The following is a 25,171-nucleotide window of genomic DNA, read 5'->3' as shown; positions in this document are numbered from 1 at the left end:
GATCTTCACATGGACCTGGGCATCGCGGGCCGTACCGCGCTGATCGTCGGTGGCAGCGGGCTGATCGGCCGGGCGGTGGCCGCCGCGCTGATCCGGGAGCGAGTGCGCGTGGTGCTGGCCGCGCGCACGGCCGACCGCCTGACCGAGGCGGCCGGCGCCCTGGGCGCGAAGGTCGGCACACTCACCCTGGACACCCGCGACGCGAACTCGGTCACTCCCGCGATCGAGGAGCTGATCGCCGCCGAGGGCGCCATCGACATCGTGGTCAACGCGGCCGCCCCGCCGGCCTCCACCCTCGACCCGGCGAAGGACCAGGACCCGGGCCAGGTGCTCGACGCGTTCGACGCGAAGGCGGTCGGGTACCTGCGGGTGATCGACGCGGTGCTGCCGTACATGCGCCGGACCGGCTTCGGCCGCATCATCAACATCAGCGGCCAGAACGCCTTCCTGACCCGCTCGGTGACGGGCGCCGTCCGCAACGCCGCCGTGATCGTCGCCTCGAAGGCCCTGGCCGATTCGGTGGCCGGCACCGGAATCACTATCAATGTGGTGAATCCGGGCCCGGTGACGGCCACGCCGACCCCGGCTCCCGGCCCGGCCGGTCCCGGCGACTCCACCCCGGAACAGGTCGCCGCCCTGGTGACCTTCCTGGCCTCCGCCCAGGCGGCGGCGATCTCCGGCGAGTCGATCGCGGTGGGTCATCGGGTTCATGGCGTTCAATAAACCTTTTGAGGTACGCGTGCACGCCGTCACCATCATTTTCGGCCGTTCCCGCTCTCCCGCGCGAGCCGGCTGACCACTCCAGGCCCCAGCGCGACCGCCGGGCCCATGCAGCCGGTCCCGCAGGCCAGCCGGGCGCCCACTCGCCGTATACAGTGCCGGCCGGCCGGCCACTCGCCGTTCACAGTGCCGGCCGGCTGCCCACTCGCCGTTCACAGTGCCGGCCGCGCGGACGCTCGCCGTCCACAGTGCCCGCGCGCCGTTAGAGGGCTTCGATAGTCAGGGTCCCCAAGCGGTGATCTTGCTTGGCCCACGCTCAATGCTGTCTCAAGGGCCGCCAGACAGCACCCACGTTGGGCCGGACAAGACCCTGACCACGAAGGCTCTCTACGACAGCTTTCGTGGTCGGGGTCCAGGCTGTGATCTTGTTCGGCCCACACTCAATGCTGTCTCAACGGCCTCGAGACAACACTCACGTTGGGCCGAGAGAGTCCGGCCGGCGGACGCTCACCGTCCACAGTGCCTGCTCGCCGTTCACGGTGCCGATCGGGTGCCCGCTCGCCCTTCGTGGTGCCGTTCGCGTAGCGCGACCGGAAAGCGCTGGTCGCGGTAGCCGAGGGGGTCACTTGATCGACGGCTTCCGATAGGCTGCGCGGGACTACCGATCGACGGGGACGCGAGCATGGACTGGCCGGTCGCGGCGCTGCTGGGCATGATCGGCGGCGGCATCGTCGAGGTCGTCGCCGTCTGGGGAAACCTCGTGGCCTGGCAGAAGGCACGCCATGTGGCCCGCCGCCGGGGCCGCCGGCCACCGGCGCTGACCCGCTACGTCGATCCGCCCGCCGACATTTTGATCGCGATCGCCCGGTTCGCGCTGGGTGCGGGCGCGGCGGTGTTGCTGCACAGCCAGATCTCCGGCGCGCTCACCGCGATCGCGGTGGGCGCCTCGGCGCCGGCACTGCTGGCCCAGATCGGCGCGGCGCAGGCGATCGCGGCGCCGCCGGACGGCGCAAACCCATGAGTACGCTCGCGCGGCGCTTCTGGCGCGGCCTGATCGGAATGCCGGCCGGCGGCGAGCGGGCGCCGGCCGAGCGCGGCATCGAGGGTTACGGGCTGTGGCGCCGTTTCTGGTCCGGGCTGCTCGGGTTCCGGCTGCCCCCGCTGCCGGTCGTCGCACCGCCGCCCGGCCGCCCGAATCCGCTGGCCGCACCGCGGGTGGACGGCTCCCGGATCCGGCTTCCGAGGTTCGACCGGGCGGCGCTGCGGCTCGCCGCACCGCAAGACCCGGACCGGCTGGAAGCCCGGTGGACCGCTGCCGGGCGCCGGGTGACCATCCGCGAGTCCGGACCCGGCGAGATCGAGCTGCTCGTGGCGGTCGACCGGGACGTGCCCGCCACCGAGCTGCTGCCGGTCGACGTGACAAGCGCCCACGGCGAGGAGCGCTACTACCTGGTCTTCGTCGCGGAACCGGCGGGCGGCTCGGCCGGCGCGCTGCGATTGTCCGGCGCGCCTGGCTGGGTCGACGTGAGCCTCGACGAGGAGCTGCCGGCCGAGGCGGCCGACCTGGCGGCGATCCCCCGGTCCATCGCCGCGACCCCGGATCCGGGAATGGCCACCTGGGCGCGGATCGTCGCGTCCCGCCCGGAAGGCGACCGGCTGCGCCAGGTGATCGAGGATGCCGCCGGCTGAGGCGGCCCCGGCCGCCGACCGGTCCGAACTGTGCAGCCGCCTGTTGTACGGCCCGGGCACCTGGTTCGAACTGTGCCGTGGCGCGGCCGGCGACCCGGCCGCGCTAGCCGGACTGACCGCCAGGCTGGCCGACCACGGTGACGCCGCCCAGGCCCTGGCAAACCGGGCGAGCTGGCCCGGCCGCTCCCGCCTGGCACAGGCCGAGGTCGTCGGCTCAGCCCTGTCCGCGGCCCGCGCGGCCACCGCTGTGACCGCCCTGCTAACCAGCACCGAACAGCCCGCGGCCCGCGATGCTACGGCCCCGGCGCCCACCGCCACCGAGCAACCCGGCGCCCCCGCTCCTCTCCCCGCGCCGCCCACCGCCACCTGGCTGCCGCAAGCTCTCGACGACCGGGTGCGCGACGCCGCCGCGCACTGGCGGCGGGCGAACGTGCTGCCGACCCTGCCGCTGACCGGCGCCGGCATCGCCACGGACCTGCCGGATCCGGGTGCGGCGGCCGCCGCGCGCCGGCTCGCGGTCATCGCTGACGACGCCACCCCGGCGGGCCGGGCATCCATCGGCTACGCCGCCCTTCTGGTGCGCGCGCTGACCCCCACCTGGCCCGGCAAACGCCGCGAGGTCGAACTGCCGGTGCTGTTCGACCGCCGCTCCACCGGCGGGCACGGCGTCCTGCGGCTGACCCTGCTCGGCGGCGGGCCGCCCGGGCTCTACCCGGATCCGCGGGCCATGCTGTTCCTGGTCGCCGACCGCCGGTTCGCCGCGGCCCTGGACGCGGCCTGGGCCACGGCCGCGCCTCTGCACGGACGGTGCGTGGTGTGGCGGCTCACCACCGACGGCCTGGCCTGCGACGAGGTGGCCGGTGGGTCGCTCGGCGCCGCCTTCGGGGTGGGGCTGGCCGATCTGTCCCGCCGTACCCCACCGCTGCTGCGGGCACGCCGGCTGGACCGGCGCTGCGCGATCACCGCTGAGCTGCGGCCGGACGCCCGGCTCGCCCCGGTCGGTGGTATCCGTAACAAGCTGGAGGAGGCGATCCGGCTGCGGCTGCGGGTCGTCCTGGCTCCGCCGGGTGACGCCGACGCGGTGCCGGGTCCGTTGCTGCGCGACGCCCGGGTGCGGTTCGCGGGCGATCTGGCCGCGGCGGTACGCGCGTGCCGTACCCGAATGAATCCGTCCTTCGCCGCCCTGCTCGTCGCGGTCGTGCTGGCCGCGTCCGGCGTGGCCGGCGGCGCCCTGGCCGCCGCCCGCGGATCCCGCGCCGCGCACCTCCGGGAGGTCGCCGCCGGGCTCCCGGCCGCCGCCGCCGACATCCGCCAGACCGATCCTGCCGGTGCGCTGCTGCTGGAAGCCCTCGCGGTCCGGCTCGGCGCTCCCGGCGCCCGCAACGCCCTGGTGCAGAGCGTGCTGGCAAACCGCTACGCCGGCACCCTGCCGGACGCCGACTACGACCGGTCCTGTGGCCCGCAGACGTGGTCGCCCGACGGCACCCGGGTCGCCACCCTGCGGCATCGCGAGGGCATGCCCAGCGAGCTGCGGCTCTGGGACACCGCCCGGCCCGGTCTGGACCGGGCGATCACCGTCGGCGGCCAGGTGTCCGGGTGCGCGTTCGCTCCGGACGGCCGGACGGTCGCTCTCGCCGTCGACGGCCGGCTGGCGCTGCTCCCGCTCGACCGGCAGGCCGCGCCCTCGATCACCGGTCACCCCGCCCACCAGGTCCAGTTCGCACCCAGCGGCCTGCTCGCGACGGCGGCGGAGGGGCAGCCGGTCGGCCTGTGGTCGGTGGCGGATATCGAGCGGCCGCGCCGGCTCGCCACCATTCCCGCGACGATCACTGGCAGCGAGCCGCCCATGGCCTTCTCGGCGGACTCCCGGACCCTGGTGTTCGGCGAGTACGAGCGCGTCGTCATCGCCGACCTCACCCGCCCGGACCGGCCCCGCATCGCCGCTACGCTTCCGGCCGGGTCGAACTGCCTCGCGCTCTCCTCGACGGGCACGCTGGCGGTCGGCCGGTACGGCGGTGACATCGAGCTGTGGGACGTACGGAAGCCGTCGGCGCCGCAACGGGCGGACCGGGTCCGCTCCCGGTCCCGGGCGGGTCTATCCGCCGACACGGTCGCCTTCACTCCGGACGGTTCACAGCTGGTGGCCGCGGCCGGGGGAACCGCCGAGGTCTGGCGGATCGGCGATTCCGCACCGGAGTGGCTGCGATTCCTGCATCTGGGCGCCGGCCAGGTGACCGGAGCCGACCTCTCCCCGGACGGCCGGACCGCCCTGGTGCGGGCCGGCAGCGGAGGACATTCCCTGTGGCGGGTGGCGGACCGCGAATCACCACCCGCGATCACGACATTGCCGCTCGGCACCGCCCACGTCACCGGCCTGGCGTTCCTGCCGGGCGGCCGGCTCCTGGTGACGGCCTCCGGCGGGGCCGCCACGCTCTGGGATGCCGCCGACCCGGCGCGTCCCCGCCGCCTCCGGGCCGTCGGGCCGCGCGACGGCCGCGGCACACCCGGTTCGTCCCTGCCCGCCGTGTTCAGCGCCGACGGGCGAACCTACGCGGCACCCGACGACGACGGTGGCATCGGCTTGTGGACGGTCGGCTCCCTGCACCGGACCGGCTCGATTCCCCGCCTCGACGACGACGCCCTGTCTCCGCTGGCGCTGTCGCCCGACGGCAGCCTGCTCGCCGCCGTCCCCGGCAAGGACCCCGACGATCCCGAGAAGCCGGTACGCCTGTGGGAGACGCGTGACCAGCCCCGGCTCGTCGCGGAGCTGCCCGCCGGCCCGCGACCGGTTGCCGCGTTCACACCGGACGGACGCACCCTCGCCACCGTGACACACGACGTCGCGACCTGGTGGAACGTGGCCGACCCGGCCCGGCCGGCGCCCGCCGCGCAGCGCCGGTTCACCGTCGGCGAGCACCCCGGCTCGGTCGTATTCAGCGCGGACGGCCGGCTCATGGTCGCAACCGTCGGAACCGGGCCGGGCCTGCTCTGGGACACTTCGGATCCGGCCGATCCCACACTGCTGGCGACGCAGCCGCCGCTGCACGGCGGCAGCGGCATGCGGGCTGTGCTGCACAGGGACACGCTGATCCTCAGCGCGGTCGGCGCGATGAACGTCTGGGACGTCAGCGACCCGGCCCACCCGGCGGAGGCCACCGCGTTCGCCAGCGCCGACGACAACCCGTTCTACGAGCACGTCGCCGTGGCCCCGAACGGCCTGATGGCGACCGCGCAGATCGCCGGCGGCTTCCTCACCGGCCACTACACGAACACGTCCGTCGTGCAGTTGCGCGACCTCTCCCCCATCCTCGAGGTCCTCGCCGACCCGGTCACCGTGGCCTGCCGGATGGCCGGCCGGGACCTCGGCCCGGAGCTGTGGCAGCGGTTCGCCCCGGACCTGCCGCCGCGGCCGGTCTGCCACTGAGCCGGCGGTGGGTGGGCGCGACCAGCGAGCGGATCACCGCGCCCACCCACCCGCTCAGCAGGCAATCTTGGTACGCCCGCTCTTGTTCCCCCACGTGCACTTGTCGTGCTGCTTCTTCGCCGGCGTCCGGAGCACCGCGGTGTCACCGGTGTTGTTCCAGACGTAGTTGCCGCTTCCCCAGTAGACGTGCCGGGCGGTGTCGCGGGCCGACCCGGTGTGCAGCCAGATCCGGCCACCGTTCGCGGCGATCCGCACGCTGCCGAAGGTGTACGTCCGCGACTTGTCGACGATCGTCCAGCCCTTCAGGTCGACCGCCTTCTTGCCGGTGTTGACCAGCGAGATCCACTCGGCGTTCAGGCTCTTGTTGCTGCGGGTGTCCTTGCCCGGCGAGTCGTACTGCGTGCTGTGGAAACGCAGAGCCGGCGCCGCCGACGCGGGCGACGAGACGGCAAGGGCGCCGACGGTCGCGAAAGCCAGCGAAATGCCGGTCACCAACAATTTACGCATGGAAAATGTCTCCTCGATTTCCGGTGAAGACATCGCATTCTTCCGGCTCCGGCACCCTGATGGGAAAACGCCACGGTGGCATCTACGGCCAGTATGGGCAGCCGTTACGGTGCCACATTCGAACCACTCGTCGGACCCGATATCGGGGAGGAGTCACGGCCGCGTGTAGCGATGCTTGACCCCGGCCGGGAAATACTCCGGGTCGCCGGCCGCACGCAATTCCACCCGCGGCAGCTGATACTCCGCCGGCACGTAGTGCGCGAACTCGCTGTTCAGCCGTAGCAGCTCGGCGCGGATCGACTCGGCGACGGTCGCGGCCAGTTCGGGGGTGCCGGCCGCGCCCGGCGCCAGCTCCACCACCACCGACAACCACCGGTCCCGATCGGCGTCCTCGACGCTGCTCAGCACGAACTTGCCGGTGACCCGCCCCGCGACGTGCGGGCGTTCCAGGCCGACGGTGACGTTCTCCGGGTAGACGTTGGCACCGAAGAACGAGACCGTGAACAGGGAGCGGCCGAACACGTAGACGAACGGCAGGTCCGGACCGTCGCCCGGGTCGAAGCCGTGGTCGCGGCACAGCGTCATCAGGTCGGCGTGGCTGATCAGGCCACCCTCGTCGGCGATGTGGTAGCGCAGCAGCGGCAACGCGCCGTCGGCGGTGAACGCGAGGGTGCCGTCGACGATCTCGAAGAACCGGGCGGCCGGATCGTACTGGACCAGGGTGGGCAGGCGGGCGTCGCCGAACAGCGGGACGGCGATCTCCGGGCGGTCGGCGAGGAACCGGCGCACCCGTACGCTCAACGGGGTTTCGTTGCCCAGCACCCCGGCGTCGGCCGTGCCGTAGAGGGAGGCCGCGTCCGCGGCCGGATCCGCCATGCCGGCCCGCGCCGCGACCAGATCGCGCCAGGCTTCGCTGAAGACCTCACCGGCCAGCACGATCTTGATTCGGTACGCGGACCAGCCGGTCCCCGCGTCGATCACGTTCTTGATGAACGGCGGGTAGCCGAGCAGGACGACCTGGTCGAAGAGCGGGCCGAGCTCGGCGACCACCCGGAGGATCTCGGCAACGTCGTTGCCCGGTGTGGCGACGGTGATCGGGTAACCCTTGGCGGCGAGGTGCCGGCAGGCGGCGGCGGTGTACATGCCGCCGACCCAGTTGCCGAGGGCGAAGCAGACCACCGCAAGCGTGCTGCGCCCGGCGGCACCGAAACCGTCGGCGAAGACCTGCTCGAAGCGGGCGGTCACGGCCAGTTCGTCGACAAGCGAGCGGGGCCAGACGGTGGGCCGGCCCGAGGAGCCGGAGGAGACCGCCACCATGTCACAACCGGCCAGGGTGCCGCCGTGGCAGCGCTGCGGTAGCGCGTACCGAGAATGGTAGTTGATCTTGGTCATCACCGGGATGTCGGTGAGTGACCGGACCGCCTCGGTCTCCACCCGGTGTTCGCGGAGGAATTCGCGGTAGGCCGGCACGCCCGCCGCCATCCGGTGGAACAGCTCGAGAGGGTCGACCATCGTCTCATCATCGCCGACTTCCTGCGGCACGTCAGCCGGGGCGGCGCCCCGGGCTCAACTCACGGCGCGGTAGAAGACGTGGCCGCCGAAGCGGCCGGAACCGCGGCCGTTCTCGGTCACCTCGCTGAATCCGGCCGCCCGCAAGGTGCCCAGGACCCGGGCCGGCAAGTCGCCGACCAGATGGGGATGCCTGCGCGCCAGGCGGCGGCCGGACTTCGCCACGCCGGACACGTCCACGATGTGCAGCTGGCCGCCGGGCCGCAGCACGCGCTTGATCTCGCCCATCGCCCGGGCCGTCTCCTCCTCGCCGAGGTGGTGCAGCATGAACGACGACAGGACCCGGTCGAGGCTGGCGTCGGGGAACGGCAGGCTTCCGGCGTACGCCTGCTTGAATTCGATCTTCGCGCCGGCCCGGCGGGCCTTGCGCCGGGCGCGGCGCAGCCCGGCCGGATCCGGGTCGATGCCATTCAGGTGTACGCCGGACGCGCGCTCGGCCAGCGCGATGAGCAGGTTCCCCGTCCCGCACCCGATGTCCAGCACATCCTGCCCGGGTCGCACGTCAGCACGGTCCAGCAGCTCCTCGTGCACCTTCGGCACGCCCCAGAGCCGGGTCAGCGGATCGTAGAGGAAGAGCAGCCACCGCTGTCCCATGGCGGGCAGGTAGTCGTGTCGGGCAGTGGTCATCACGCGACTCCGATCAGACGAAATTCGGTCGTACCATCAGACTCATGCCGCGTGGGTTCTCAGACAATGACGGATTCGTGGGTGCGGTAGGACATTCTTCGGCTGTCGTCGGCTTCGACCGGACGCCCGGCGGGCCGCCCGTCGCGGTGCGCCGCGTCCCCGGCGGGTTCGAGGCCGCCGCCGGGCGCACCCACGCCCACGACTTCCTCGTCGTCTTCTACGCGCACCGCGCCGACGGCCGGATCGTGCTCGACGGCGGCACCTGGACCGTGTCCGACGGCGACGTGTTCGTCATCGCCCCGGGTCAGATGGTCTCGTTCCTCTCACCGCACGACCGGATCGTCGAGGACGGCTGGGTGGCGTACTTCCCAGCCGACGTGATCCGGCCCGCCGACGCGTACCCCTCCTGGCGCGCCCACCCGCTGCTGTTCCCCTTCGCCCGCGGCGAGGACCGCGCCCAGCGCCTGCGCGTGCCGCCGGCCGAACGCACCACCTGGTACGAGCGCTTCGCCACCCTCGACGCCGAACTCCGCGCCCGCCGCGACGGCTACCGGGAGGCCGCCCTCGCCCACCTGACCCTGCTGCTCGTCGCCGTCTCCCGGCTGACCACCGACGTGCCTGGCGCACTGCGAGCCGGCGACGAGCCACTGCTCGCGGCGGTCTTCGACCTGGTGGAACGCCGCTTCCACGAACCGGTGTCGCTGGCCGCCATCGCCGCCGAACTGTCCCTCACCCCGGGCCACCTGACCACTGTCGTACGCCGCAAGACCGGCCGGACCGTGCAGCAATGGCTCACCCAGCGCCGCATGCAGCAGGCCCGCCGGCTGCTGGCCGACACCGATCTGACCGTGGCGGCGATCAGCCGCCGGGTGGGATATCCGGACGTCAGCTACTTCATCCGGCGCTTCCGCGCCGACCACGACATGACCCCGGCCCAGTGGCGAGCCGCCGGCTGAGCTTCTCCGAGGTTTGCTTTTGGTCCCGCTCCTTCGGGGTACGCGTAACCGGCGTCCCGCCCAATTCGGCCCGTCCCCGCTCTCCCGGCGCGAGCCCGGCTTTCCCTCACCGCCCCAGCGCGGCCACCGGAAACACCATTCCGTCACGCTGGGCGCGGGGTTCGCCGGACCGGGCGCGGTGACGTCGTGGTTGCTCGCCACGCGGCCGGATCTTCTCGGCCCAACGTGACTGTTGTCTTGAGGCCGTTGAGACAGCACCCACGTTGGGCCGGACAGGACCCTGACCATGCCCGAGCAACTCCGGCTACCCAACGTCACTTCAGCCGTTCGCCGACCCGAATGACGACCCCAGCACCTACCCCAGGCGGAGGCAACGGGCCGCGGGCCGCGATTGCTCGCGTTCGCCGCCGTAACCGTCGGGTGATGCTGTTTCCCGGCGGTCGTGTTGGGGCCGGGACGGAAAGCCTGGCCCGCGCCGGGATAGCGGGGACGGGGTCGGCTTCGGTGGGACGCCGGTTACGCGTACCTCGAAGAAGCGGGACCGGCAGGCAGACCTCGACCCGGAGCGGGTTTAGAGTTCCCCGACGGCCTTCCGCCGCTCCGGACGCGACCTGGAGGAGCTGAGCTCATGACATCTTTTGACGACCTCGCCGGGTACATCCGCGACTTCCAGGCCGGGGGTTATCCGGTGGCCGCGGTCGTGGAGTCCCGATGCGGTAAGTGTGACGGCCGCGCCTTTCGCGTCGACATCGACGAGGAGGAGAACACCCGGCGGGTGTGCGTTGCCTGCGGCGGCACGGCGTTCATCGGCGACAGCGCCGACCACTGGGACGAGGATGGTCACGACTCGTGTGCCTGCCCGTGCGGAGGTGAGGAGTTCGCGGCCGCTGTCGGGTACGCGTTCTTCAGTGACGGGGAGGTGCGCTGGATGAGCGTCGGGCTGCGCTGTCTGGCGGACAACACTCTCGGCGTCTACGCGGACGTGAAGATCGACTACAGTCCGTCGCGTCATCTGCTGGAGCAGGCGTGACACGAACCGCCGCGGAAGCGCTGGCCGGGGGGTGCGCCGGCATCGCGCGAGGCGCCACCCGTTCGGTGATTCTGCACGGTTCGCTGGCCGCCGGCGGATTCCTTCCCGGCCGCAGTGACATTGACCTGCTCGTCGTCGTCGACGACGGTCTCACCGACGCGCAGGCGAGCGATCTTAAACAGCTGGTTCGTAAGGCGGACACGGGCGACGCCGCCGGAATCGATCTGCATGTCGTGACCGCTGAGGTGGCCGGCGCGCCGACCCGGACGCCGGCGCTGGAGCTGCACGTCGGCCGGTACGACGGGACGTCCGCCGGGTTCGAGGTGGAACGCCGCCTGGCGGAGGCGCCGGACCTGCTCGCCGAGTTGTCCATGGCCCGGGAGCAGGGGCTGCATCTCGCGGGTGCCGCACCGCGTACGGTGATCGGGCCGGTGCCCGCCGGATGGGTGGTCGATCGTGGACGGTACTGGCTGCGGAGCTGGCAGTCGCTCACCGACGACAGCGAGAACGCCGCCTTCATGGTCCTCACCGCCTGCAGGATCTGGCGATTCGCCATCGAGCACGTGCACTGTTCCAAGGTTGAGGCGGCCCGGTGGGCTCTGACCCGGAACCCGTCGCTGAAGGTCGTCGAGCAGGCGATGCAGCGGTATCTGGGCGACCTGGCTGTACCCGTGGACGAGCAGAATCTGGCGGCGCTGCTCGACCTCGTGCTGCGGGAGACAGCGATCCGGCGGCCGCTCGGTTAGCGTATGGCGATGGCGTCCTTCAACGACCAGATCATCGCGACGTTCCGGGCCAACGACGGTGTGGTGGGCATGCACTGGGAGGGCAAGACCCTCGTCCTGCTGCATCACATCGGGCGGCGATCCGGCAAGGAGTTCGTCACGCCGCTGGTCGCGGCGCCGGACGGGGACGCGTACGTGGTGTGCGGCACCGTCGGTGGCGCGCCGAAGGACCCGGAGTGGGTCGCCAACCTGGAGGCGGCCACCGGGCCGGCCACGATCGAGCTCGGCCCGGCCACGCTTGCCGCCGACTACGAGGTGGTCCGGCCGGGCGATCCAAGATGGGAGGATCTGTACGCGATCTGGCGCGAATACTGGCCGGAGGCCCGGGAGTACGAGAAGAAGACCGAGCGCAAGTTCCCGGTCGTGCGGCTTCAGGTCCCGCCCTCCGCCTAGGCTCGGCCCGGATTCTGACCACGGGGGTGTCGATGCGCGTCGTCGCCTGGCTACTGTCGCCTCGTTTTCGCAGGCGCCTGCTCATCGCCGCCGTACTGACCGGCTGTTTCCTGTGGGCGATGGTAATCATCGGGCTGTCGTTCGGGATGGTCGACCACGGCGGCGAACAGTGGTGGGTGATCCCGCTGTTCGGCGCGTTCGTCCTCGCGGTGGCGGTGCTGGCCGTCCGCCGGATCCCGGCCCCGCCGGCCGGGGCGCTCGCCCCCGCGGCGACCCGCAGGCTCGCGGACCAGCTCAGCGCGCGAGAGCTGGAGGTGCTGCACCATCTGGCGGCCGGCCGCTCCAACGCGGAGATCGCGAGGGCGCTCTTCGTCGCGCCCGGCACGGTGAAAGCGCACCTCAACCACATCTTCCGCAAGCTCGAGGCGGCGAGCCGTCTGCAGGCCGTCGCCCACGCGCGCGAGGCGGGCCTGCTGGACTGAACCCGGTTTAGTCCACCGTTTGAACCTTTGGCAGATGCCCGCGCGGGCCGCATGTTCCTAGCGTTCGCGGGCATGACGCAACGTATCGATCGGCTCGCCCCGTTCGCCTTGGTCGCAGTGTTCACCGTCGCGCTGCAGACCCTGTCCCTGACGGAATTCCTGCCCCTGCCGCTGCCCCTGCTGATCGGTGTCGGCTGGGCGGCCGTCATCAGCTTCGCCGCGTATCGGGTCAGTCGCAGACCGGTGCTCAGCGCCTGGCTGGAGGACACTCTGGTCGCGCTGGGCTGCGTGACCATGGCGCTGTTCGCATTCGGCGGCGCCGTCGGGCTGCTGCTGTTGAACACCGCGATGGACAGTTCGTCGATCACCGCGGAGAGCATGGTGGTGATGTTCCTGCCCAGCATTCCCATCGCGATCGCGGCTAACGTGCCCACCGAGCTGGTGATCATCCCCGCTCTGCTGATCCTGGGATGGCGCCCGGGAACCCGCCGGATCCTCTTGGTCGTCGCGGCCGCCCTCTACTTCGTGCACCGAGTCTGGAGCTACCTGACGTTCGTCTCCGACCGCCTGGACTTCGCCGCGGCGGAACAATCCACGACGCGGATGACCGCGGCGGAGAAACAGCAGTTCTCCGAAGCACTGCACCTCGACGACCCGCGCTGGATCCTCAACCTATTGATCTTCGCGGTTTTTCTGCTCGCGGCGTTCTTCTCACGCCTGCGCGAGAACGAATGAGTTGCGCCACCGAACATGATCGCGACCCCGGTCGGATGCTTCGATGAGCGCATGACCGATAGCCATGACAACGAGCGTGTCGTCAGCGCCGGCCGGGAGATCGCAGCCGGAGCCGACAGCATCTTCGAGCTCATCGCCGACCCGGCGCGGCAGCCGGCCTGGGACGGCAACGACAACCTCTCCGAAGCCGCCGAGGGCCAGCGTGTCCGCGCCCTCGGTGACGTGTTCACCATGACCACCACCCATGGCAACGTCCGGGAGAACCACGTCGTGGAGTTCACCGAAGGCCGCCGCATAGCCTGGCGCCCCGCCGAGCCGGGCCGCACGCCTCCCGGCCACCTGTGGCGGTGGGAGCTCAATCCCATCGACGCCGGCCGAACACGCGTCACCCACACCTACGACTGGACGCAGCTGACCGACGAAAAGCGCATCCCGCGTGCCCAGGCGACCACTGCGGACAGACTGCGTGCCTCCCTCGACCGGCTAGCCGTCTTGGCGGAAGGCAGCCAAGCCCCGGGCGACCCCGCATAGTCTCTGTCGAAGCCACCCGCTACGCGGGATGAAGGGCTCATTCAGCGACACCACCGAACTGCCATGGCCCCCGGCGCTCGCCGGGGGCCATGGAGAAGAGCAGGCATCGACTCCTTCAGTGCGTCAGGAGGCCTGCCGGTAATGGAGCTCGTAGTGGGCTCCGGATGTCTTGAACACCGCCGGCGATGACGACTTGGCCGTGATGGTCACCGGTTCCCCGATCCTCTTGGGATTGTCGCCGTTCATCTCGTCCACCTGCACGACGACAGAGCCGTCGAATGTGACGGAGAGCGGCGGACGCCACTCATGACTCCTGCCCCTGTCGATGGCGCCGTTCCAGACTGTCCTGCCGTCGACCACCAGCCGCGGCTCGTCAACCCCCGACACGTCCTGCTGCCTCAGGCAACGCAATGAGGTGAAATTCAATTCTGACATTGTTCCTCCTCCTGCCCAGAATTCCTTCCGGGCATCGAAGCCTCGTGCCGCCACGAGGCTGTCAGTGATTTCCAACGGCTGCGCCGTCAGGAATCGATTCATTTCTTCTGCTCTGCTGATACTGATCGTGAGCCACTGCCTTGATCGATGCGCCGCCGGAGATCGACGATTCGGGGCGTGCCGGTGGGCGAGCGGGCCCGCTGGACGGGGGCGCCGACAAGGTCTTGCCGGCGCTGCGCCGAGCTCACGGCGGCCTGCCGCACTTCCCCGGCAGGCAGCAGCCTGACAATCCGGTCCATCGTGGACTCTCCCCCTTCCGGCCTGCCGCAGGCGTCCGGCTGAGACCTTCTGCGGCCACTCCCCGACCGGAGCTTCGTCAGAGGGGGCGCGATGGCCGTCACCTTCGGCTTGCTCGGCGAGACAGAAGCTCACCTCGACGGCCGCGCCCTGGACCTCGGACCGGCACGCCAGCGCTGCGTGCTGGCCGCTCTGTTGGTGGATGCCAACCGCAGCGTGCCGGTTGAGCAGCTGATGGACCGAGTCTGGGCGGACCGTAAGCCGCAGCGGGCCCGGGAAGTGCTTTACAGCTACCTGTCCCGATTACGGCAAGCTCTGGCCGGCGCCACCGATATGAACATCGGCCGTCAGCCCGCCGGCTACGTCCTGACCGTCGAGCCGACGGCAATCGACCTGCACCACTTCCATCGCCTTCTCGCCCAGGCCCGCGCCGCCGGTGATGACGAGGACACGGCTGATCTCCTGAACCAAGCCCTCGGTTTGTGGCGAGGGGAGGCCTTCGCCGCCCTGGACAGTCCGTGGATCAACGCCATCCGCGACAGTCTGAACCGGGAACGGTGGGCCGCCGAACTCGACCGCAACGACCTGGCACTACGCCGCGGTCAACACGCCGCCCTGGTGGCTGAGCTGGCCGCGAGATCCGCCATGGGCCCGCTGGACGAACGACTGGCCAGCCAGCTCATATTGGCCCTGTATCGCTGCGGCCGCCAAGCCGATGCGCTGTCCTGCTACGAGGAGATGCGGCGACGGCTGGCCACCGAGCTCGGGGTTGATCCCAGCCCTCCACTGCAGCGGCTACACCATCAAATCCTCACCGTCGACCCGATACTGGCCGCCCCACCCCTCGTCGCCGACCGGTCCGGGCCAGCGGCAGGATGTTCAATACCGCGCCAACTGCCCGCCTCACCGCAGTCGTTCACCGGCCGTACGCACGAACTCGACCAACTCGACGCGGTCCTGGACGTCGCCGGCCGGCAACCCACGGCGGTGATCATCTCCGCCCTGTCCGGCACGGCCGGGGTCGGCAAGACGGCCCTGGCCGTGCACTGGGCGCATCGAGTGGCCGACCATTTCGCCGATGGGCAGCTGTATGTGAACCTGCGCGGGTTCGACCCCACTGGTGCGGTGATGGACCCTGCCGCAGCGATTCGCGGGTTCCTAGACGCCCTGGCCGTACCGCCACAGCGCATCCCGGCCGATCCGGATGCCCAGGCGGCCCTCTACCGGAGCCTGCTCGCCGGTCGGCGCATGCTGGTTGTGCTGGACAATGCCCGCACCCCCGACCAGGTTCGCCCACTGTTGCCCGGCTCGCCCGGCTGTCTCGTGCTGGTCACCAGCCGCGACCGGCTCTCCGGCCCGGTCGCCGCCAACGGCGCTCACCCGCTCACCCTCGACCTGCTCACCCCGGAGGAGGCGTGGCAGTTGCTGGACGCCCGGCTCGGCACCGCCCGGGTAGCCGCCCAACCCGACACGGTCGACGACATCATCTCGTCCTGTGCGCGGCTGCCTCTGGCCCTGGCGATCGTGGCCGCCCGTGCCGCCGCCCTTCCCCACTTTCCCCTGCACGCCCTCGCCGCCGAACTACACGACGCCCGGGACCGGCTCGACGCCCTGGCCGACACCGATCCGAGCAGCGACGTACGGGCCGTATTCTCGTGGTCCTACCAGCGGCTCAGCGCCGACGCTGCCAGACTGTTCCGGTTACTCGGCCTGGCGCCCGGCCCAGACATCTCCACAGCCGCGGCGGCCAGCCTCGTCGGCCTGCCCTCTCACCGGGTGCGCCTCCTGCTGGTCGAACTCACCCGTGCGAATCTCGTGACCGAACACGTTCCCGGCCGGTACGCGTTCCACGACCTGCTCCGCGTCTACGCCACCGAACGAGCTCACGCTCACGACAGCCACATCGACCGGCGCACCGCAATCGGCCGGCTGCTCGACCACTACCTGCACACGGCGCTGTCCGGCGCTCGTACGGAGTCGCTGTCCAACCCGCATTCGGCTTCGATCACCGCCGCCCCGCCATTGGCCGGAGTCACCCCTCTGGATCTCGCCGACGCCGGCCAGGCGGCGGCCTGGTTCGCCGCCGAGCGCGCCGTGTTGCTCGCCGCCGTGAGCGAAGCCGCCAGCACAGGGTTCGGCATCCATGTCTGGCAGCTTGCCGTGACCCTCACGAACTTCATGAACCGCCGGGGGTACTGGCACGATCAGATCATCCTCCAGCGCGCCGCCATAGCCGCCGTCCCCCTGGCCGACCGGCCCGAACAGGCCCACACCCGCCGCAGACTCGGCCGTGCCTACGATTACCTCGCCATCGCCTACGAACATCTGGGGCGCTACGACGACGCCCTGGCGTGCCTGCAGGAGGCGCTCGATCTGTTCGGCGACCTCGGCGATCAGGCCGGCGCTCACATCCATCTCGCCTGGCTGTCTGGAATGCGCGGCAGCAGACAGGCGGCAATGGATCACCTGCGGCGGGCGGTCGACCTGCACCCGCCTGCCGGCCCGCCGGTAGGGTCGGCAGACGCCCTCAACGCGGCTTGCACGCGTCATCCCCACCTCGACGAACACCAGCAGATCATCGTCCTCTGTCTGAAGGCCCTCGCCCTCACCCAGGAAACGGTGACCGCGACAGTCAGGCAAGGATGTGGTTCGGTCTCGGTGTCAGCCATGACAGGCTGGGCCATCAGGCCCAGGCCGTCGCCTGCTACGAGCAGGCTCTCGACCTGTGCCGCATGGTCGGCGACCGCTATTTGGAAGCCGACACACTTACCCACCTCGGCGACGCCCACCACGCCGTCGGCGAGCACGAAGCCGCACGTGCCGCCTGGCAGCACTCGCTGTTCATCCTCGATCAGCTCGACCACCCGGACGTCGAGGAGGTTCGCACCAGACTCGAGAAACACCACTCGTAACGGGCATCCGGCCGGCGACTCGGTCGACAGAGATCAAGATACCGTCGGGTGTCTCCGGCCGCGGACGACGCTTGCCGGAGCTGACCGGCAAGCGTCAGCTCACGACCCGGCCTCCTGCACCATCGCCGCGAACTCCTCGGCGGTCATCACCGTCACGCCCAGCTGCTGCGCCTTGGCCAGCTTGCTGCCGGCGCCGTCGCCGGCCACCAGGATGTCGGTGTTCTTGCTGACCGAGCCGGACACCGAAGCGCCGAGCCGGGCCGCCGCCTCCTGGGCCTCGGTGCGGCTCAGGCCGGGCACGGAACCGCTCACCACGACCTTCTTGCCGTCCCACGGTTTCGGGCCGCCGGTCTCGACGATCTGCATGGTGAGGCCGTGCGCGGCCAGCCGGTCGATGACCTCGCTCATCGCCGCTAGACCGTCCACCACGTGCTGGGCCTTGATCAGGCCCATCTTGTCGATCTGGGCGATCTCCTCGACCGTCGCGGCGCGCAGCGCGTCCATCGTCTTGAAGTGGGCGGCCAGCCATCGGCCGACGCTGCGGCCGGTCATCCGGATGCCGAGGCCGGTGACGACCCGGTTGAACGGCTGCTTCTTGCTGGCCTCCAGGCCGGCGATGATGCGCTCGGCGTTGTTGCGGCCCAGCGTCACCGTGCCGCCGGCGGCGGTCTTGCCGACCGGGAGGTCGGCGATGCGGTCGACGGTCAGGTCATACAGGTCGGCGACGTTGCGGGCGAGCCCCTGCTCGACCAGCGTGTCGCAGAAGGAGTCGCCGGCGCCGTCGACGTCCAGCGCCTCGCGGCTGCACCAATACGCCAGCGCGTTGGCGGCGGCGCAGGAGGCGGTGTGGCAGCGCCACAGCAGGCTCGACTTGTCCCACGGCTCGCCGCACTGCGGGCACTCCTCGGGGGCGGTCCACGGGGTGAGGCCGTGCGGCTGCTCACCGATCGGCGAGGTGACCCGCGGGATGACGTCGCCGGCCCGCCACACCGCGACGGTCTGGCCGATGGCCAGGCCCTGATCGGCGACCCACTTGGGGTTGTGCAGGGTGGCGTAGGTGACGGTGGTGCCGGCCACGTAGACCGGCTCGACGATCGCGCGCAGGCTGATCCGCCCGGTCCGCCCGACCCGCACCTGGATGTCGCGCAGCACCGTGGAGGCGGTGTCGGGCGGGTATTTGTACGCCGTAGCCCAATACGGCGTACGGCTGGCGAGCCCGAGCCGGCGGCGGGTGCTCTCCAGGTTGGCCTTGATGACCGCACCGTCCAGAGGGAACGGCAGGTCCGAGCGGTGCGCGCCGATCGTGTCGATCGCGGCGATCACCTGCTCGGGGGTGTGCAACTCCCCCGCCACCTCGGGAATCAGGCCACAGGCCGGCGTGAACCCGAGGCTCTCGGCGTGCGCCATGGCGGCCAGGTGACTGCCGAACTCGCCACTGATCTCATAGGCCGCGAAGGTCATCGGCGCCTCGTAGTTGCGGTCGATCGCCCGGATGGCGCCGGCCACCGCACCGCGGGAGTTGACGAACGGCTTGCCACCCGCGGCGACCCGGTTGGCGCCGGCCGCCTCGAAGTCGGCGACGGTCATGAAGACCTCGCCCCGAACCTCACCGCTCCACGACGCGGCCAGTTTCTCCGGCAGGCCGACGACGCCGCGCCGGACCTGGACGGTCACGTCCTCCCCGGTGGTGCCGTCACCGCGCAGGGCGGCGAGGACCAGGGCGCCGTCCACATACTCCGCCCGGATGGCCAGGCCGTCGAGTTTCACCTCGACCAGGCAGCCGTCGCCGCCGAGGGTGGCGACGAACTCGGCGGCCTCCTCCGGCGTCTTGATCTTGTCGAGGGAGAGCATCGCCGTCGGGTGCCGCACGTCCCCGCCGGCGGAGGCGCCGGCGGCGACCGCGGTGGTGATGCCCCGGTCGTCCCAGCCGGGGTGCGCCTCGACGGTCGCGGCGATCCGGTCGGCGAGCACGTCGTAGTCGGCGTCGGTCATCAGCGCGTCGCCGGTGTCGTAATACACCTGGGCGGCCTGGCGCGCCTGCTCCACCGCCTCGTCGAACTCGGCGCGGGTGGAGAACGGAGAACTCGCGGTCATGAGGTGAGACTACGACCGGGGTCTGACATTTTTTCGACCTCGGCGAGGTAGGCGGCGGTCAGTTCGGCGAGCACGGACGGCGTACCCGATGGGCGGGCCAGGCCGAGGTGCAGCTCGCGCAACTCGTCCATGAACCGCTCCCACAGCGCAGGCCCGCCGAGCTCCAGCACCTCGGCGCGGATCGCCAGCTCCGGCGTCACCGGCAGGTGGCGCCGGCCCCAGGCCCCGAGGTGCGCCAGGACCGGGACCAGCTGGATGGCCGGCTCGGTGAGGCTGAGCAGCACGCGCTGCTTGTGCCGCGGATCCGGCGCCGACGTGATCATGCCGAGCTGGGTGAGCCGTTGCAGGCGGTCGGCGAGGATGTTGGAGGCGATGCCCTCCTCGGACTGCGTGAGCAGCGCCCGGAAGTGCCGCCGGTTGCCGAACATCATGTCCCGGATGATCAGCAACGACCACCGGTCGCCGAGAACCTCCAGCGACAGGTTGATCGGGCATCCGGAGCGACCCTCGTCCACGAATTTCCTCCTCAGAACCACTTGCAGTCTACAACCGGTCTTCGCTACGGTCCAGACCAGTAGCAAGTTGCAACCAGTTAGCCAGGGAAAGGGAAAGAGAGTCATGACCTTCGTCAGCGCCTACATCTCCGTGTCCGCGGACGGCTACGCCGCCGGACCCAACCTCAGCGCCGACAAGCCGTTCGGCGACGGCCCGGTCGACGAGCTGCACCGCTGGATGTTCGAGACCCCGGAGGAGAACAAGGAGGTCACCGAGGAGATCGTCGCCGCAGACGCGTTCATCATGGGCCGCAACATGTTCGGCCCGATCCGTGGCGAGTGGGACCTGTCCTGGACGGGCTGGTGGGGCGACGAGCCGCCGTACCACAAGCCGGTCTTCGTGCTCACCCATCACCCGCGCGAGGACCTGCCGATGGCCGGTGGCACGACGTTCCACTTCGTCACCGGCGGCATCCACGAGGCCCTGAAGCGGGCCCGCCAGGTCCCCGGCGACGGCCACGTCACGATCGCCGGCGGCGCCGCCACCCTCAACCAGTACCTCGCGGCCGGCCTGGTCGACGAGCTCACGCTGACCATCGCGCCGGTCACCCTCGGCGCCGGCCAGCGCCTCTTCGAGGGCGTGCCCTCGCTCAAGCTGGAGCAGACCAGGATCCGCCCCGCAAGCCTGGCCACCCACATCACCTACCGCGTGGTCCGCTGAAAACCAGGGCAAAACCTTTCTCCGGTACGCGTCCGCGCCGTCACCGCAAACCACACCTCCCCGCCGAGCCGCGCGATCATCAGCGCCGTCCCGGCCGCAGCGCGGCCGCCGGGAAACGGCACGCCCGGACGGCGGGACCGTCTCAAGAGGACCGCTGCGGGCGCACCCGCGGCCGCTCGCCGCCCAGCATCTCCACGACGGTGCCCGGCTTGCCGTCCCGGACGAGGTCGAGGACAACCGTCACGATGTCCTCCGGCGGGATCAGCGGCCGGGTCGCCGCCTGCCGATCCGGGCTCATGGCGGCCCATTGAGCCCGCGCCCGGTCCAGTCCGATCCAGTCCGGGACGACGCACATCATCCGCACGCGGTGGCTGTCGGCCAGTCCCGCCGAGCTGGTCGTGAACCGGACCAGGCCGGCTTTGGCAGCACCGTACTCCGGTGACTCGTACGGATCGGAGGCGATGCCGGCGGTCGACGCGATGTTGATGATCGCCCCGCCGCCCAGGTCGCGCATGGGTTCCAGGACGAGCTGGCTGAGCAGCATCGGTGCGGTCAGGTTCAGGGCGATGGTGGCCGCCCACTCGGCCGGTGCGGCGACCGGGTACTGGCGCTCCGGGGTCCAGCCGCCGGCGTTGTTGACCAGGACGCCCGGGCCGCCCATCTCGGCCGCGGTCCGCACGACGCGTTCCGCCTCGGCGGGGATGCGGATGTCGCCGTCCACCGCCCGCGCCGGCACCCCGAGCGCGGCGATCGACTGTGCACAGGCCTGCGCGGCCGCCGGGTCGGTGTCCGCGATGACCACGCCGTGACCGGATCGGGCCAGCCCGAGCGCTATCTCGCGGCCCAGTCCGGCGCCGCCCCCGGTCACGATCGCGATGCCGGCCGTCATGGTCGCCTCCGTCCGTCGATGATCCGGATGTGCACCCGGACCGCTACGGCCAGGTAAGCACGGCCAAGGGCAACGTGCCGCACGGGATCACGCTGGCACCGTCGGCGAGCGTCTGCGTCGTGGCCTCCTGGAGGGCGGCGCGGATGTGCGGCTCCCGGACCAGCGAGCCGGTGATGTGGTGGGCGGTGTTGCCGGCGATGACCCGGCCCTGCGTGTTGACCAGCGCGACCGACGCGCCGACCGCGCGCAACGCCGGCCGCAGAGCGCGTTCCAGGTCACCGACGAAGACGTCGGCTCCGGCGATGCCGGCGAAGGCGCCGCGAACGGTGAGCGGGACGGTGAAGGTCAGCGTGTACTGCTCGGCGCAGACGTAGTCCACGTACGGCCCGGTGACGTGGCGGCGGCCGGTGGTGCGGGGCACGGCGAACCAGGCCTGCCGGGACACGTCCACGAAGGTGTCGCTGGCCGGGTCGAGGTCGAGTTCGAGCCGGGTACGGCCCTCGGGCCGACTGTCCATCCACCACTCCAGGCCGGAGCGGTCGTCGGCCAGCGGTGTGGTGATGACACCGGCCCCGGTGATCAGCCCGCCGAGGGCGGCGACCACCTGAGGGCGGAGAACGGCGAGGTCGGCTGAGTGCGGCACGCCACCGGCGAAGAGGTCCTCGGTGAGCCGGCGGAGCTGGTCGGCCACCGTGAACGTCTGCTCGGCGAGCGTGGTGACGTGGCCGGCCAGGGCGGCGCCGGCCGGCGCTGCGGTACGGGTAGTCGCTTGTCCCACGGGACCCACCTCGGCTCTAACGACGGGCGTGGTCACGGCTCGACCAACGTCAGATGCAGGTTTATCAGTCGCTCGACGGCCGTCTCAATGTGTTCCTCGGTGAGCCGCCGGGCCAGATCGTCGTCGCCCTCCGCGATCGCGGCGGTGATCGCCCGGTGCTCGGCGTGCGGATCACCGGTGTCGTCGCTGTGCAGGACCGGTGACCAGAGCAGCGTGCCCAGCTCCGTTGCGAATCGTACTTCCTCACGGGCCAGCCGGGCGGACTGCGCGACGGCCGCGACCTCCAGGTGGAAGGCGCGTTCCACCCGGTGCACCGGCCAGCCACGGTCCCGGGTCTCCTCCTCGACGCGCTCGATGTCGTCGGGGGTGGCGCGCTGCGCGGCGAGCCGGGCGGCGGCTCCGGCGATCGCCACGTAGTGGTCGGCGGTGTCCTGAAGGTTGGGCAGGCTCAGTTCGCCGAGCCGAGCGAGCAGCACCGTGTCGGCGGGGGCCCGGACGAAGCTGCCACCGCCCCGGCCGCGCCGGGTCTCCAGCAGGTCGCGGTGCCGCAGGGCGACCAGGGCTTCCCGGACGGTGACCCGGGAGACGCCGAACTGTGCGGCGAGCTCGGCCTCGCTGGGGAGCTGCTCGGCATCGGTGAGCAGGCCGAACGTGATCGCGTCGGTGAGCCGCCGCACCACGGTCTCGGCACGGCTGTGCGGGTCGAGTGGTGTGAAGACCACGGCTCGCGCGCTGGCTCGGTCCGTCCCCATGCTCAAGATTCTTCCTCACGGCTGTTTACCAAGCGGTTACCGGGCAGCCTTGACCTTTAAAGTCTAACGCCATACGTTTTCCGAAAATTCGCTGCCGGAGGACGCCACGTGACCGACACATCCACACCGGCCATCCGGCTCACCGGACTCCGCAAGTCGTTCGGCGGCGTCGAGGCGGTGGCCGGCATCGATCTGGAGATCGCCGACGGCGAGTTCTTCTCGATGCTCGGGCCGTCCGGATCCGGCAAGACCACGGTGCTCCGGATGATCGCCGGGTTCGAGCTGCCCACGGCCGGGACGGTCGAGCTCGGCGGCCGGGACGTGACCCGGCTGGCGCCGTTCGAGCGGGACGTGAACACGGTCTTCCAGGACTACGCGCTGTTCCCGCACCTCACCGTGATGGAGAACGTGGAGTACGGCCTGAAGGTCCGCAGAGTGCCCAGGAGGGAACGTCGTGTCCGCGCCGAGGAGGCGCTGGCCAAGGTTCGCCTGGCGGGCTTCGGCGACCGCAAGCCGGCCGAGATGTCCGGTGGTCAGCGCCAGCGGGTGGCGCTGGCCCGCGCCCTGGTCAACCAGCCCAAGGTGCTGCTGCTCGACGAACCGCTCGGCGCACTGGACCGGAAACTGCGCGAGCAGATGCAGGTGGAGCTCAAGGCGATCCAGCGCGAGGCCGGCATCACCTTCGTCTTCGTCACGCACGACCAGGACGAGGCGCTCACCATGAGCGACCGCGTCGCGGTCTTCGAGCACGGGCGGATCGCCCAGGTGGGCAAGCCGGAGGCGGTGTACGAGAAACCCGCGAGCTCGTTCGTGGCCGGCTTCGTCGGAACGTCCAACGTGTTCAGCGGTGACACCGCGAAGGCCCTCTTCCACCGCGAGGGCGCGTTCTCCGTACGTCCGGAAAAGATCCTCCTGACGGCCGACGGCGAAGCCGAGGCCGGAACGCCCGGCACCGTGGCCGAGGTGATCTATGCCGGGCCGGTCACCAGGTACGTCGTCGACCTCGACGCGGGCGGCCGGGTCGTCGTCGTCGCGCAGAACCGGCACAACGGCGCCCCGCTCGCCGCCCGCGCCCAGCGGGTGCGCCTGAGCTGGCTCGACGACCACGTCGTCGAGATCCCCCCGAATGACAAGGAGACCGCGAATGCATAGCAGCAGCAGGATGGTCATGGCGGCCCTCGCGGCGGGCGTGCTCACGCTCGCCGGTTGCGGCGGTGGCGGAGACAGCGAGGGCAGCGGTTCGGGTCCCGGCGGCATGGCGGTGCCGAAGATCGACAAGATGGCGTCGCTGGGCGCCGGCGAGGGCACGGTCAACGTGGTGTCGTGGGCCGGGTACGTCGAGGACGGCACCACCGACAAGGCCGTCGACTGGGTGACCGGTTTCGAGAAGGAGACCGGCTGCCAGGTCAACAACAAGGTGGCCGGCACGTCCGACGAGATGGTCGCGCTGATGAAGACCGGCGAGTACGACGTGGTCTCCGCCTCCGGTGACGCGTCGCTGCGGCTGATCTACGGCGGTGACGTGGCCCCGGTCAACACCGATCTGCTTACCAACTACAAGGACGTGTTCGAGGGGCTGAAGAACAAGACCTGGAACTCGGTGGACGGCCAGGCCTACGGCGCACCGCACGGTCGCGGCGCGAACCTGCTGATGTACCGCACCGACGTGGTCAAGCCGGCCCCCACCTCGTGGAGCGTCGTGTTCGACCCGGCGTCGCCGTACAAGGGCAAGATCACCGCCTACGACTCGCCGATCTACATCGCCGACGCGGCGCTGTACCTCATGAAGACCAAACCCGAACTCAACATCAAGAATCCGTACGCGCTGGACGACACCCAGTTCCAGGCGGCCGTCGACCTGTTGAAGCAGCAGAACGAGGTGATCGGCGAGTACTGGTCGGACTACACCAAGGAGGTGCAGGCGTTCAAGGCCGGCAACTCGGTGCTCGGCACGACCTGGCAGGTGATCGCGAACCTGACCAAGGCCGACAAGGCGCCGGTCGAGGTGGTGCTGCCGTCCGAGGGTGCCACCGGCTGGTCCGACACCTGGATGGTCTCCGCCAAGGCGAAGCACCCGAACTGCGCGTACCTGTGGATGAACCACATCATCTCGCCGGAGGCCAACGCCGGTGTCGCCGAGTGGTTCGGTGAGGCGCCGTCGAACAAGCTGTCCTGCGGCAAGACCAAGGACCCGCAGCACTGCACCACGTTCCACGCCGAGGACGAGGCCTACTTCGACCAGGTCTGGTACTGGACCACGCCGCTGGCCCAGTGCGTCGACGGGCGTACCGACGTGACGTGCAAGGACTACGCGGCCTGGACCCAGGCCTGGACGACGGTCAAGGGATGAC

Annotated in this window: 25 protein-coding genes and 1 pseudogene; 16 read left to right on the top strand and 10 right to left on the bottom strand. The window is 70.8% G+C overall.

What is annotated here, in order from left to right; translation table 11 throughout:
* Positions 1-9 precede the first annotated feature (9 nt).
* The 4 genes from I4J89_RS23305 (at position 10) to I4J89_RS23290 (ending at position 5,833) form a co-directional block, all read left to right on the top strand.
* The gene (locus I4J89_RS23305) at positions 10-723 is read left to right on the top strand and encodes an SDR family NAD(P)-dependent oxidoreductase (protein ID WP_196416171.1); all 714 of its coding nucleotides are present in this window, start codon (positions 10-12) and stop codon (positions 721-723) included.
* Positions 724-1,402: 679 nt separating this feature from the next.
* Positions 1,403-1,741: a hypothetical protein gene (locus tag I4J89_RS23300; RefSeq protein ID WP_196416170.1), complete on the top strand. Its 339-nt coding sequence runs from the start codon at positions 1,403-1,405 to the stop codon at positions 1,739-1,741.
* The gene (locus tag I4J89_RS23295) at positions 1,738-2,409 is read left to right on the top strand and encodes a hypothetical protein (protein ID WP_196416169.1); all 672 of its coding nucleotides are present in this window, start codon (positions 1,738-1,740) and stop codon (positions 2,407-2,409) included. Before I4J89_RS23300 ends, I4J89_RS23295 begins: the two co-directional genes overlap by 4 nt.
* Positions 2,396-5,833 carry a WD40 repeat domain-containing protein gene (locus I4J89_RS23290; RefSeq protein WP_196416168.1) on the top strand — a complete coding sequence of 1,146 codons (3,438 nt, stop codon included), beginning with the start codon at positions 2,396-2,398 and terminating at the stop codon, positions 5,831-5,833. The genes I4J89_RS23295 and I4J89_RS23290 overlap by 14 nt, the downstream gene beginning before the upstream one ends.
* 54 nt (positions 5,834-5,887) lie before the next feature.
* On the opposite strand, the gene I4J89_RS23285 is transcribed toward I4J89_RS23290, so the two are convergent.
* From I4J89_RS23285 to I4J89_RS23275, 3 genes are all read right to left on the bottom strand, one after another.
* A complete protein-coding gene (locus I4J89_RS23285) occupies positions 5,888-6,340 on the bottom strand; it encodes a lamin tail domain-containing protein (RefSeq protein ID WP_196416167.1) in 453 nt (150 codons plus the stop codon).
* A gap of 153 nt (positions 6,341-6,493) precedes the next feature.
* Positions 6,494-7,852 (bottom strand): phenylacetate--CoA ligase family protein, encoded by a 1,359-nt coding sequence (locus I4J89_RS23280; RefSeq protein WP_196416166.1) that lies wholly within the window; start codon positions 7,850-7,852, stop codon positions 6,494-6,496.
* Between the two features lie 54 nt (positions 7,853-7,906).
* Positions 7,907-8,536: a class I SAM-dependent methyltransferase gene (locus tag I4J89_RS23275; protein WP_196416165.1), complete on the bottom strand. Its 630-nt coding sequence runs from the start codon at positions 8,534-8,536 to the stop codon at positions 7,907-7,909.
* Between the two features lie 44 nt (positions 8,537-8,580).
* Between I4J89_RS23275 and I4J89_RS23270 the strand changes: the two genes are divergently transcribed.
* From I4J89_RS23270 to I4J89_RS23240, 7 genes are all read left to right on the top strand, one after another.
* A complete protein-coding gene (locus I4J89_RS23270; RefSeq protein ID WP_196416164.1) occupies positions 8,581-9,492 on the top strand; it encodes an AraC family transcriptional regulator in 912 nt (303 codons plus the stop codon).
* A gap of 628 nt (positions 9,493-10,120) precedes the next feature.
* Positions 10,121-10,522 carry a hypothetical protein gene (locus I4J89_RS23265; RefSeq protein ID WP_196416163.1) on the top strand — a complete coding sequence of 134 codons (402 nt, stop codon included), beginning with the start codon at positions 10,121-10,123 and terminating at the stop codon, positions 10,520-10,522.
* On the top strand, positions 10,519-11,268 hold the full coding sequence (locus tag I4J89_RS23260) for an aminoglycoside adenylyltransferase domain-containing protein (RefSeq protein WP_196416162.1): 750 nt from the start codon (positions 10,519-10,521) through the stop codon (positions 11,266-11,268). Before I4J89_RS23265 ends, I4J89_RS23260 begins: the two co-directional genes overlap by 4 nt.
* A 9-nt stretch (positions 11,269-11,277) precedes the next feature.
* Positions 11,278-11,700 (top strand): nitroreductase/quinone reductase family protein, encoded by a 423-nt coding sequence (locus tag I4J89_RS23255; protein ID WP_196416161.1) that lies wholly within the window; start codon positions 11,278-11,280, stop codon positions 11,698-11,700.
* 32 nt (positions 11,701-11,732) lie between these two features.
* Complete coding sequence (locus I4J89_RS23250) at positions 11,733-12,182, top strand: helix-turn-helix transcriptional regulator (RefSeq protein ID WP_230859452.1); 450 nt, start codon at positions 11,733-11,735, stop codon at positions 12,180-12,182.
* Positions 12,183-12,254: 72 nt separating this feature from the next.
* A complete protein-coding gene (locus tag I4J89_RS23245; protein WP_196416159.1) occupies positions 12,255-12,917 on the top strand; it encodes a hypothetical protein in 663 nt (220 codons plus the stop codon).
* Between the two features lie 51 nt (positions 12,918-12,968).
* Complete coding sequence (locus I4J89_RS23240; protein ID WP_196416158.1) at positions 12,969-13,448, top strand: SRPBCC family protein; 480 nt, start codon at positions 12,969-12,971, stop codon at positions 13,446-13,448.
* A 123-nt stretch (positions 13,449-13,571) separates the two neighbouring features.
* Here the strand turns inward: I4J89_RS23240 and I4J89_RS23235 are convergent, their stop codons facing one another.
* The gene (locus I4J89_RS23235) at positions 13,572-13,985 is read right to left on the bottom strand and encodes a hypothetical protein (RefSeq protein WP_196416157.1); all 414 of its coding nucleotides are present in this window, start codon (positions 13,983-13,985) and stop codon (positions 13,572-13,574) included.
* 498 nt (positions 13,986-14,483) lie between these two features.
* A complete protein-coding gene (locus I4J89_RS49725; RefSeq protein WP_230859451.1) occupies positions 14,484-14,651 on the bottom strand; it encodes a hypothetical protein in 168 nt (55 codons plus the stop codon).
* Here I4J89_RS49725 and I4J89_RS23230 point away from each other — a divergent pair.
* Positions 14,574-16,517 (top strand): annotated as a pseudogene (locus tag I4J89_RS23230) (AfsR/SARP family transcriptional regulator); the annotation flags it as partial. The gene I4J89_RS49725 and the pseudogene I4J89_RS23230 overlap by 78 nt on opposite strands.
* Before the next feature lie 305 nt (positions 16,518-16,822).
* Positions 16,823-17,092, top strand: a complete 270-nt coding sequence (locus I4J89_RS49720; RefSeq protein WP_230859450.1) for a tetratricopeptide repeat protein — start codon at positions 16,823-16,825, stop codon at positions 17,090-17,092.
* Between the two features lie 99 nt (positions 17,093-17,191).
* Here I4J89_RS49720 and ligA read toward each other — a convergent pair whose 3' ends face one another.
* Both ligA and I4J89_RS23220 read right to left on the bottom strand, forming a co-directional pair.
* Positions 17,192-19,186, bottom strand: a complete 1,995-nt coding sequence (ligA, locus tag I4J89_RS23225; RefSeq protein ID WP_196416156.1) for an NAD-dependent DNA ligase LigA — start codon at positions 19,184-19,186, stop codon at positions 17,192-17,194.
* Positions 19,183-19,701, bottom strand: coding sequence for a winged helix-turn-helix transcriptional regulator (locus tag I4J89_RS23220; RefSeq protein ID WP_309238438.1), 519 nt, complete (start codon positions 19,699-19,701; stop codon positions 19,183-19,185). Before I4J89_RS23220 ends, ligA begins: the two co-directional genes overlap by 4 nt.
* A 103-nt stretch (positions 19,702-19,804) precedes the next feature.
* On the opposite strand from I4J89_RS23220, the gene I4J89_RS23215 reads away from it, so the two are divergent.
* On the top strand, positions 19,805-20,401 hold the full coding sequence (locus tag I4J89_RS23215) for a dihydrofolate reductase family protein (RefSeq protein ID WP_196416154.1): 597 nt from the start codon (positions 19,805-19,807) through the stop codon (positions 20,399-20,401).
* Positions 20,402-20,543: 142 nt separating this feature from the next.
* Here I4J89_RS23215 and I4J89_RS23210 read toward each other — a convergent pair whose 3' ends face one another.
* Genes I4J89_RS23210 through I4J89_RS23200 form a run of 3 tightly spaced genes read right to left on the bottom strand, consistent with a single transcriptional unit; the run spans position 20,544 to position 22,820 of the window.
* Positions 20,544-21,290 (bottom strand): SDR family NAD(P)-dependent oxidoreductase, encoded by a 747-nt coding sequence (locus I4J89_RS23210; protein WP_196416153.1) that lies wholly within the window; start codon positions 21,288-21,290, stop codon positions 20,544-20,546.
* 43 nt (positions 21,291-21,333) lie between these two features.
* Positions 21,334-22,068 (bottom strand): cache domain-containing protein, encoded by a 735-nt coding sequence (locus I4J89_RS23205; RefSeq protein ID WP_196416152.1) that lies wholly within the window; start codon positions 22,066-22,068, stop codon positions 21,334-21,336.
* A gap of 32 nt (positions 22,069-22,100) precedes the next feature.
* Positions 22,101-22,820, bottom strand: coding sequence for a FadR/GntR family transcriptional regulator (locus I4J89_RS23200; protein ID WP_196416151.1), 720 nt, complete (start codon positions 22,818-22,820; stop codon positions 22,101-22,103).
* A 108-nt stretch (positions 22,821-22,928) separates the two neighbouring features.
* On the opposite strand from I4J89_RS23200, the gene I4J89_RS23195 reads away from it, so the two are divergent.
* A complete protein-coding gene (locus tag I4J89_RS23195) occupies positions 22,929-23,972 on the top strand; it encodes an ABC transporter ATP-binding protein (RefSeq protein ID WP_196416150.1) in 1,044 nt (347 codons plus the stop codon).
* A complete protein-coding gene (locus tag I4J89_RS23190) occupies positions 23,965-25,170 on the top strand; it encodes an ABC transporter substrate-binding protein (RefSeq protein ID WP_196416149.1) in 1,206 nt (401 codons plus the stop codon). The genes I4J89_RS23195 and I4J89_RS23190 overlap by 8 nt, the downstream gene beginning before the upstream one ends.
* Position 25,171 lies beyond the last annotated feature (1 nt).

It is taken from the genome of Actinoplanes aureus (genome assembly GCF_015704865.1).
Lineage (GTDB): Bacteria > Actinomycetota > Actinomycetes > Mycobacteriales > Micromonosporaceae > Actinoplanes > Actinoplanes aureus.
This window is presented reverse-complemented; position numbering and strand designations above follow the sequence as displayed.

What these genes read in the sequence shown, in the direction of transcription:
- I4J89_RS23305 (WP_196416171.1), top strand. Translation starts at nt 10, where the DNA reads ATGGACCTGGGCATCGCGGGCCGTACCGCGCTGATCGTCGGTGGCAGC.
- I4J89_RS23300 (WP_196416170.1), top strand. Translation starts at nt 1,403, where the DNA reads ATGGACTGGCCGGTCGCGGCGCTGCTGGGCATGATCGGCGGCGGCATC.
- I4J89_RS23295 (WP_196416169.1), top strand. Translation starts at nt 1,738, where the DNA reads ATGAGTACGCTCGCGCGGCGCTTCTGGCGCGGCCTGATCGGAATGCCG.
- I4J89_RS23290 (WP_196416168.1), top strand. Translation starts at nt 2,396, where the DNA reads ATGCCGCCGGCTGAGGCGGCCCCGGCCGCCGACCGGTCCGAACTGTGC.
- I4J89_RS23285 (WP_196416167.1), bottom strand. Translation starts at nt 6,340, where the DNA reads ATGCGTAAATTGTTGGTGACCGGCATTTCGCTGGCTTTCGCGACCGTC.
- I4J89_RS23280 (WP_196416166.1), bottom strand. Translation starts at nt 7,852, where the DNA reads ATGGTCGACCCTCTCGAGCTGTTCCACCGGATGGCGGCGGGCGTGCCG.
- I4J89_RS23275 (WP_196416165.1), bottom strand. Translation starts at nt 8,536, where the DNA reads ATGACCACTGCCCGACACGACTACCTGCCCGCCATGGGACAGCGGTGG.
- I4J89_RS23270 (WP_196416164.1), top strand. Translation starts at nt 8,581, where the DNA reads ATGCCGCGTGGGTTCTCAGACAATGACGGATTCGTGGGTGCGGTAGGA.
- I4J89_RS23265 (WP_196416163.1), top strand. Translation starts at nt 10,121, where the DNA reads ATGACATCTTTTGACGACCTCGCCGGGTACATCCGCGACTTCCAGGCC.
- I4J89_RS23255 (WP_196416161.1), top strand. Translation starts at nt 11,278, where the DNA reads ATGGCGTCCTTCAACGACCAGATCATCGCGACGTTCCGGGCCAACGAC.
- I4J89_RS23250 (WP_230859452.1), top strand. Translation starts at nt 11,733, where the DNA reads ATGCGCGTCGTCGCCTGGCTACTGTCGCCTCGTTTTCGCAGGCGCCTG.
- I4J89_RS23245 (WP_196416159.1), top strand. Translation starts at nt 12,255, where the DNA reads ATGACGCAACGTATCGATCGGCTCGCCCCGTTCGCCTTGGTCGCAGTG.
- I4J89_RS23240 (WP_196416158.1), top strand. Translation starts at nt 12,969, where the DNA reads ATGACCGATAGCCATGACAACGAGCGTGTCGTCAGCGCCGGCCGGGAG.
- I4J89_RS23235 (WP_196416157.1), bottom strand. Translation starts at nt 13,985, where the DNA reads ATGAATCGATTCCTGACGGCGCAGCCGTTGGAAATCACTGACAGCCTC.
- I4J89_RS49720 (WP_230859450.1), top strand. Translation starts at nt 16,823, where the DNA reads ATGTGGTTCGGTCTCGGTGTCAGCCATGACAGGCTGGGCCATCAGGCC.
- ligA (WP_196416156.1), bottom strand. Translation starts at nt 19,186, where the DNA reads ATGACCGCGAGTTCTCCGTTCTCCACCCGCGCCGAGTTCGACGAGGCG.
- I4J89_RS23215 (WP_196416154.1), top strand. Translation starts at nt 19,805, where the DNA reads ATGACCTTCGTCAGCGCCTACATCTCCGTGTCCGCGGACGGCTACGCC.
- I4J89_RS23210 (WP_196416153.1), bottom strand. Translation starts at nt 21,290, where the DNA reads ATGACGGCCGGCATCGCGATCGTGACCGGGGGCGGCGCCGGACTGGGC.
- I4J89_RS23200 (WP_196416151.1), bottom strand. Translation starts at nt 22,820, where the DNA reads ATGGGGACGGACCGAGCCAGCGCGCGAGCCGTGGTCTTCACACCACTC.
- I4J89_RS23190 (WP_196416149.1), top strand. Translation starts at nt 23,965, where the DNA reads ATGCATAGCAGCAGCAGGATGGTCATGGCGGCCCTCGCGGCGGGCGTG.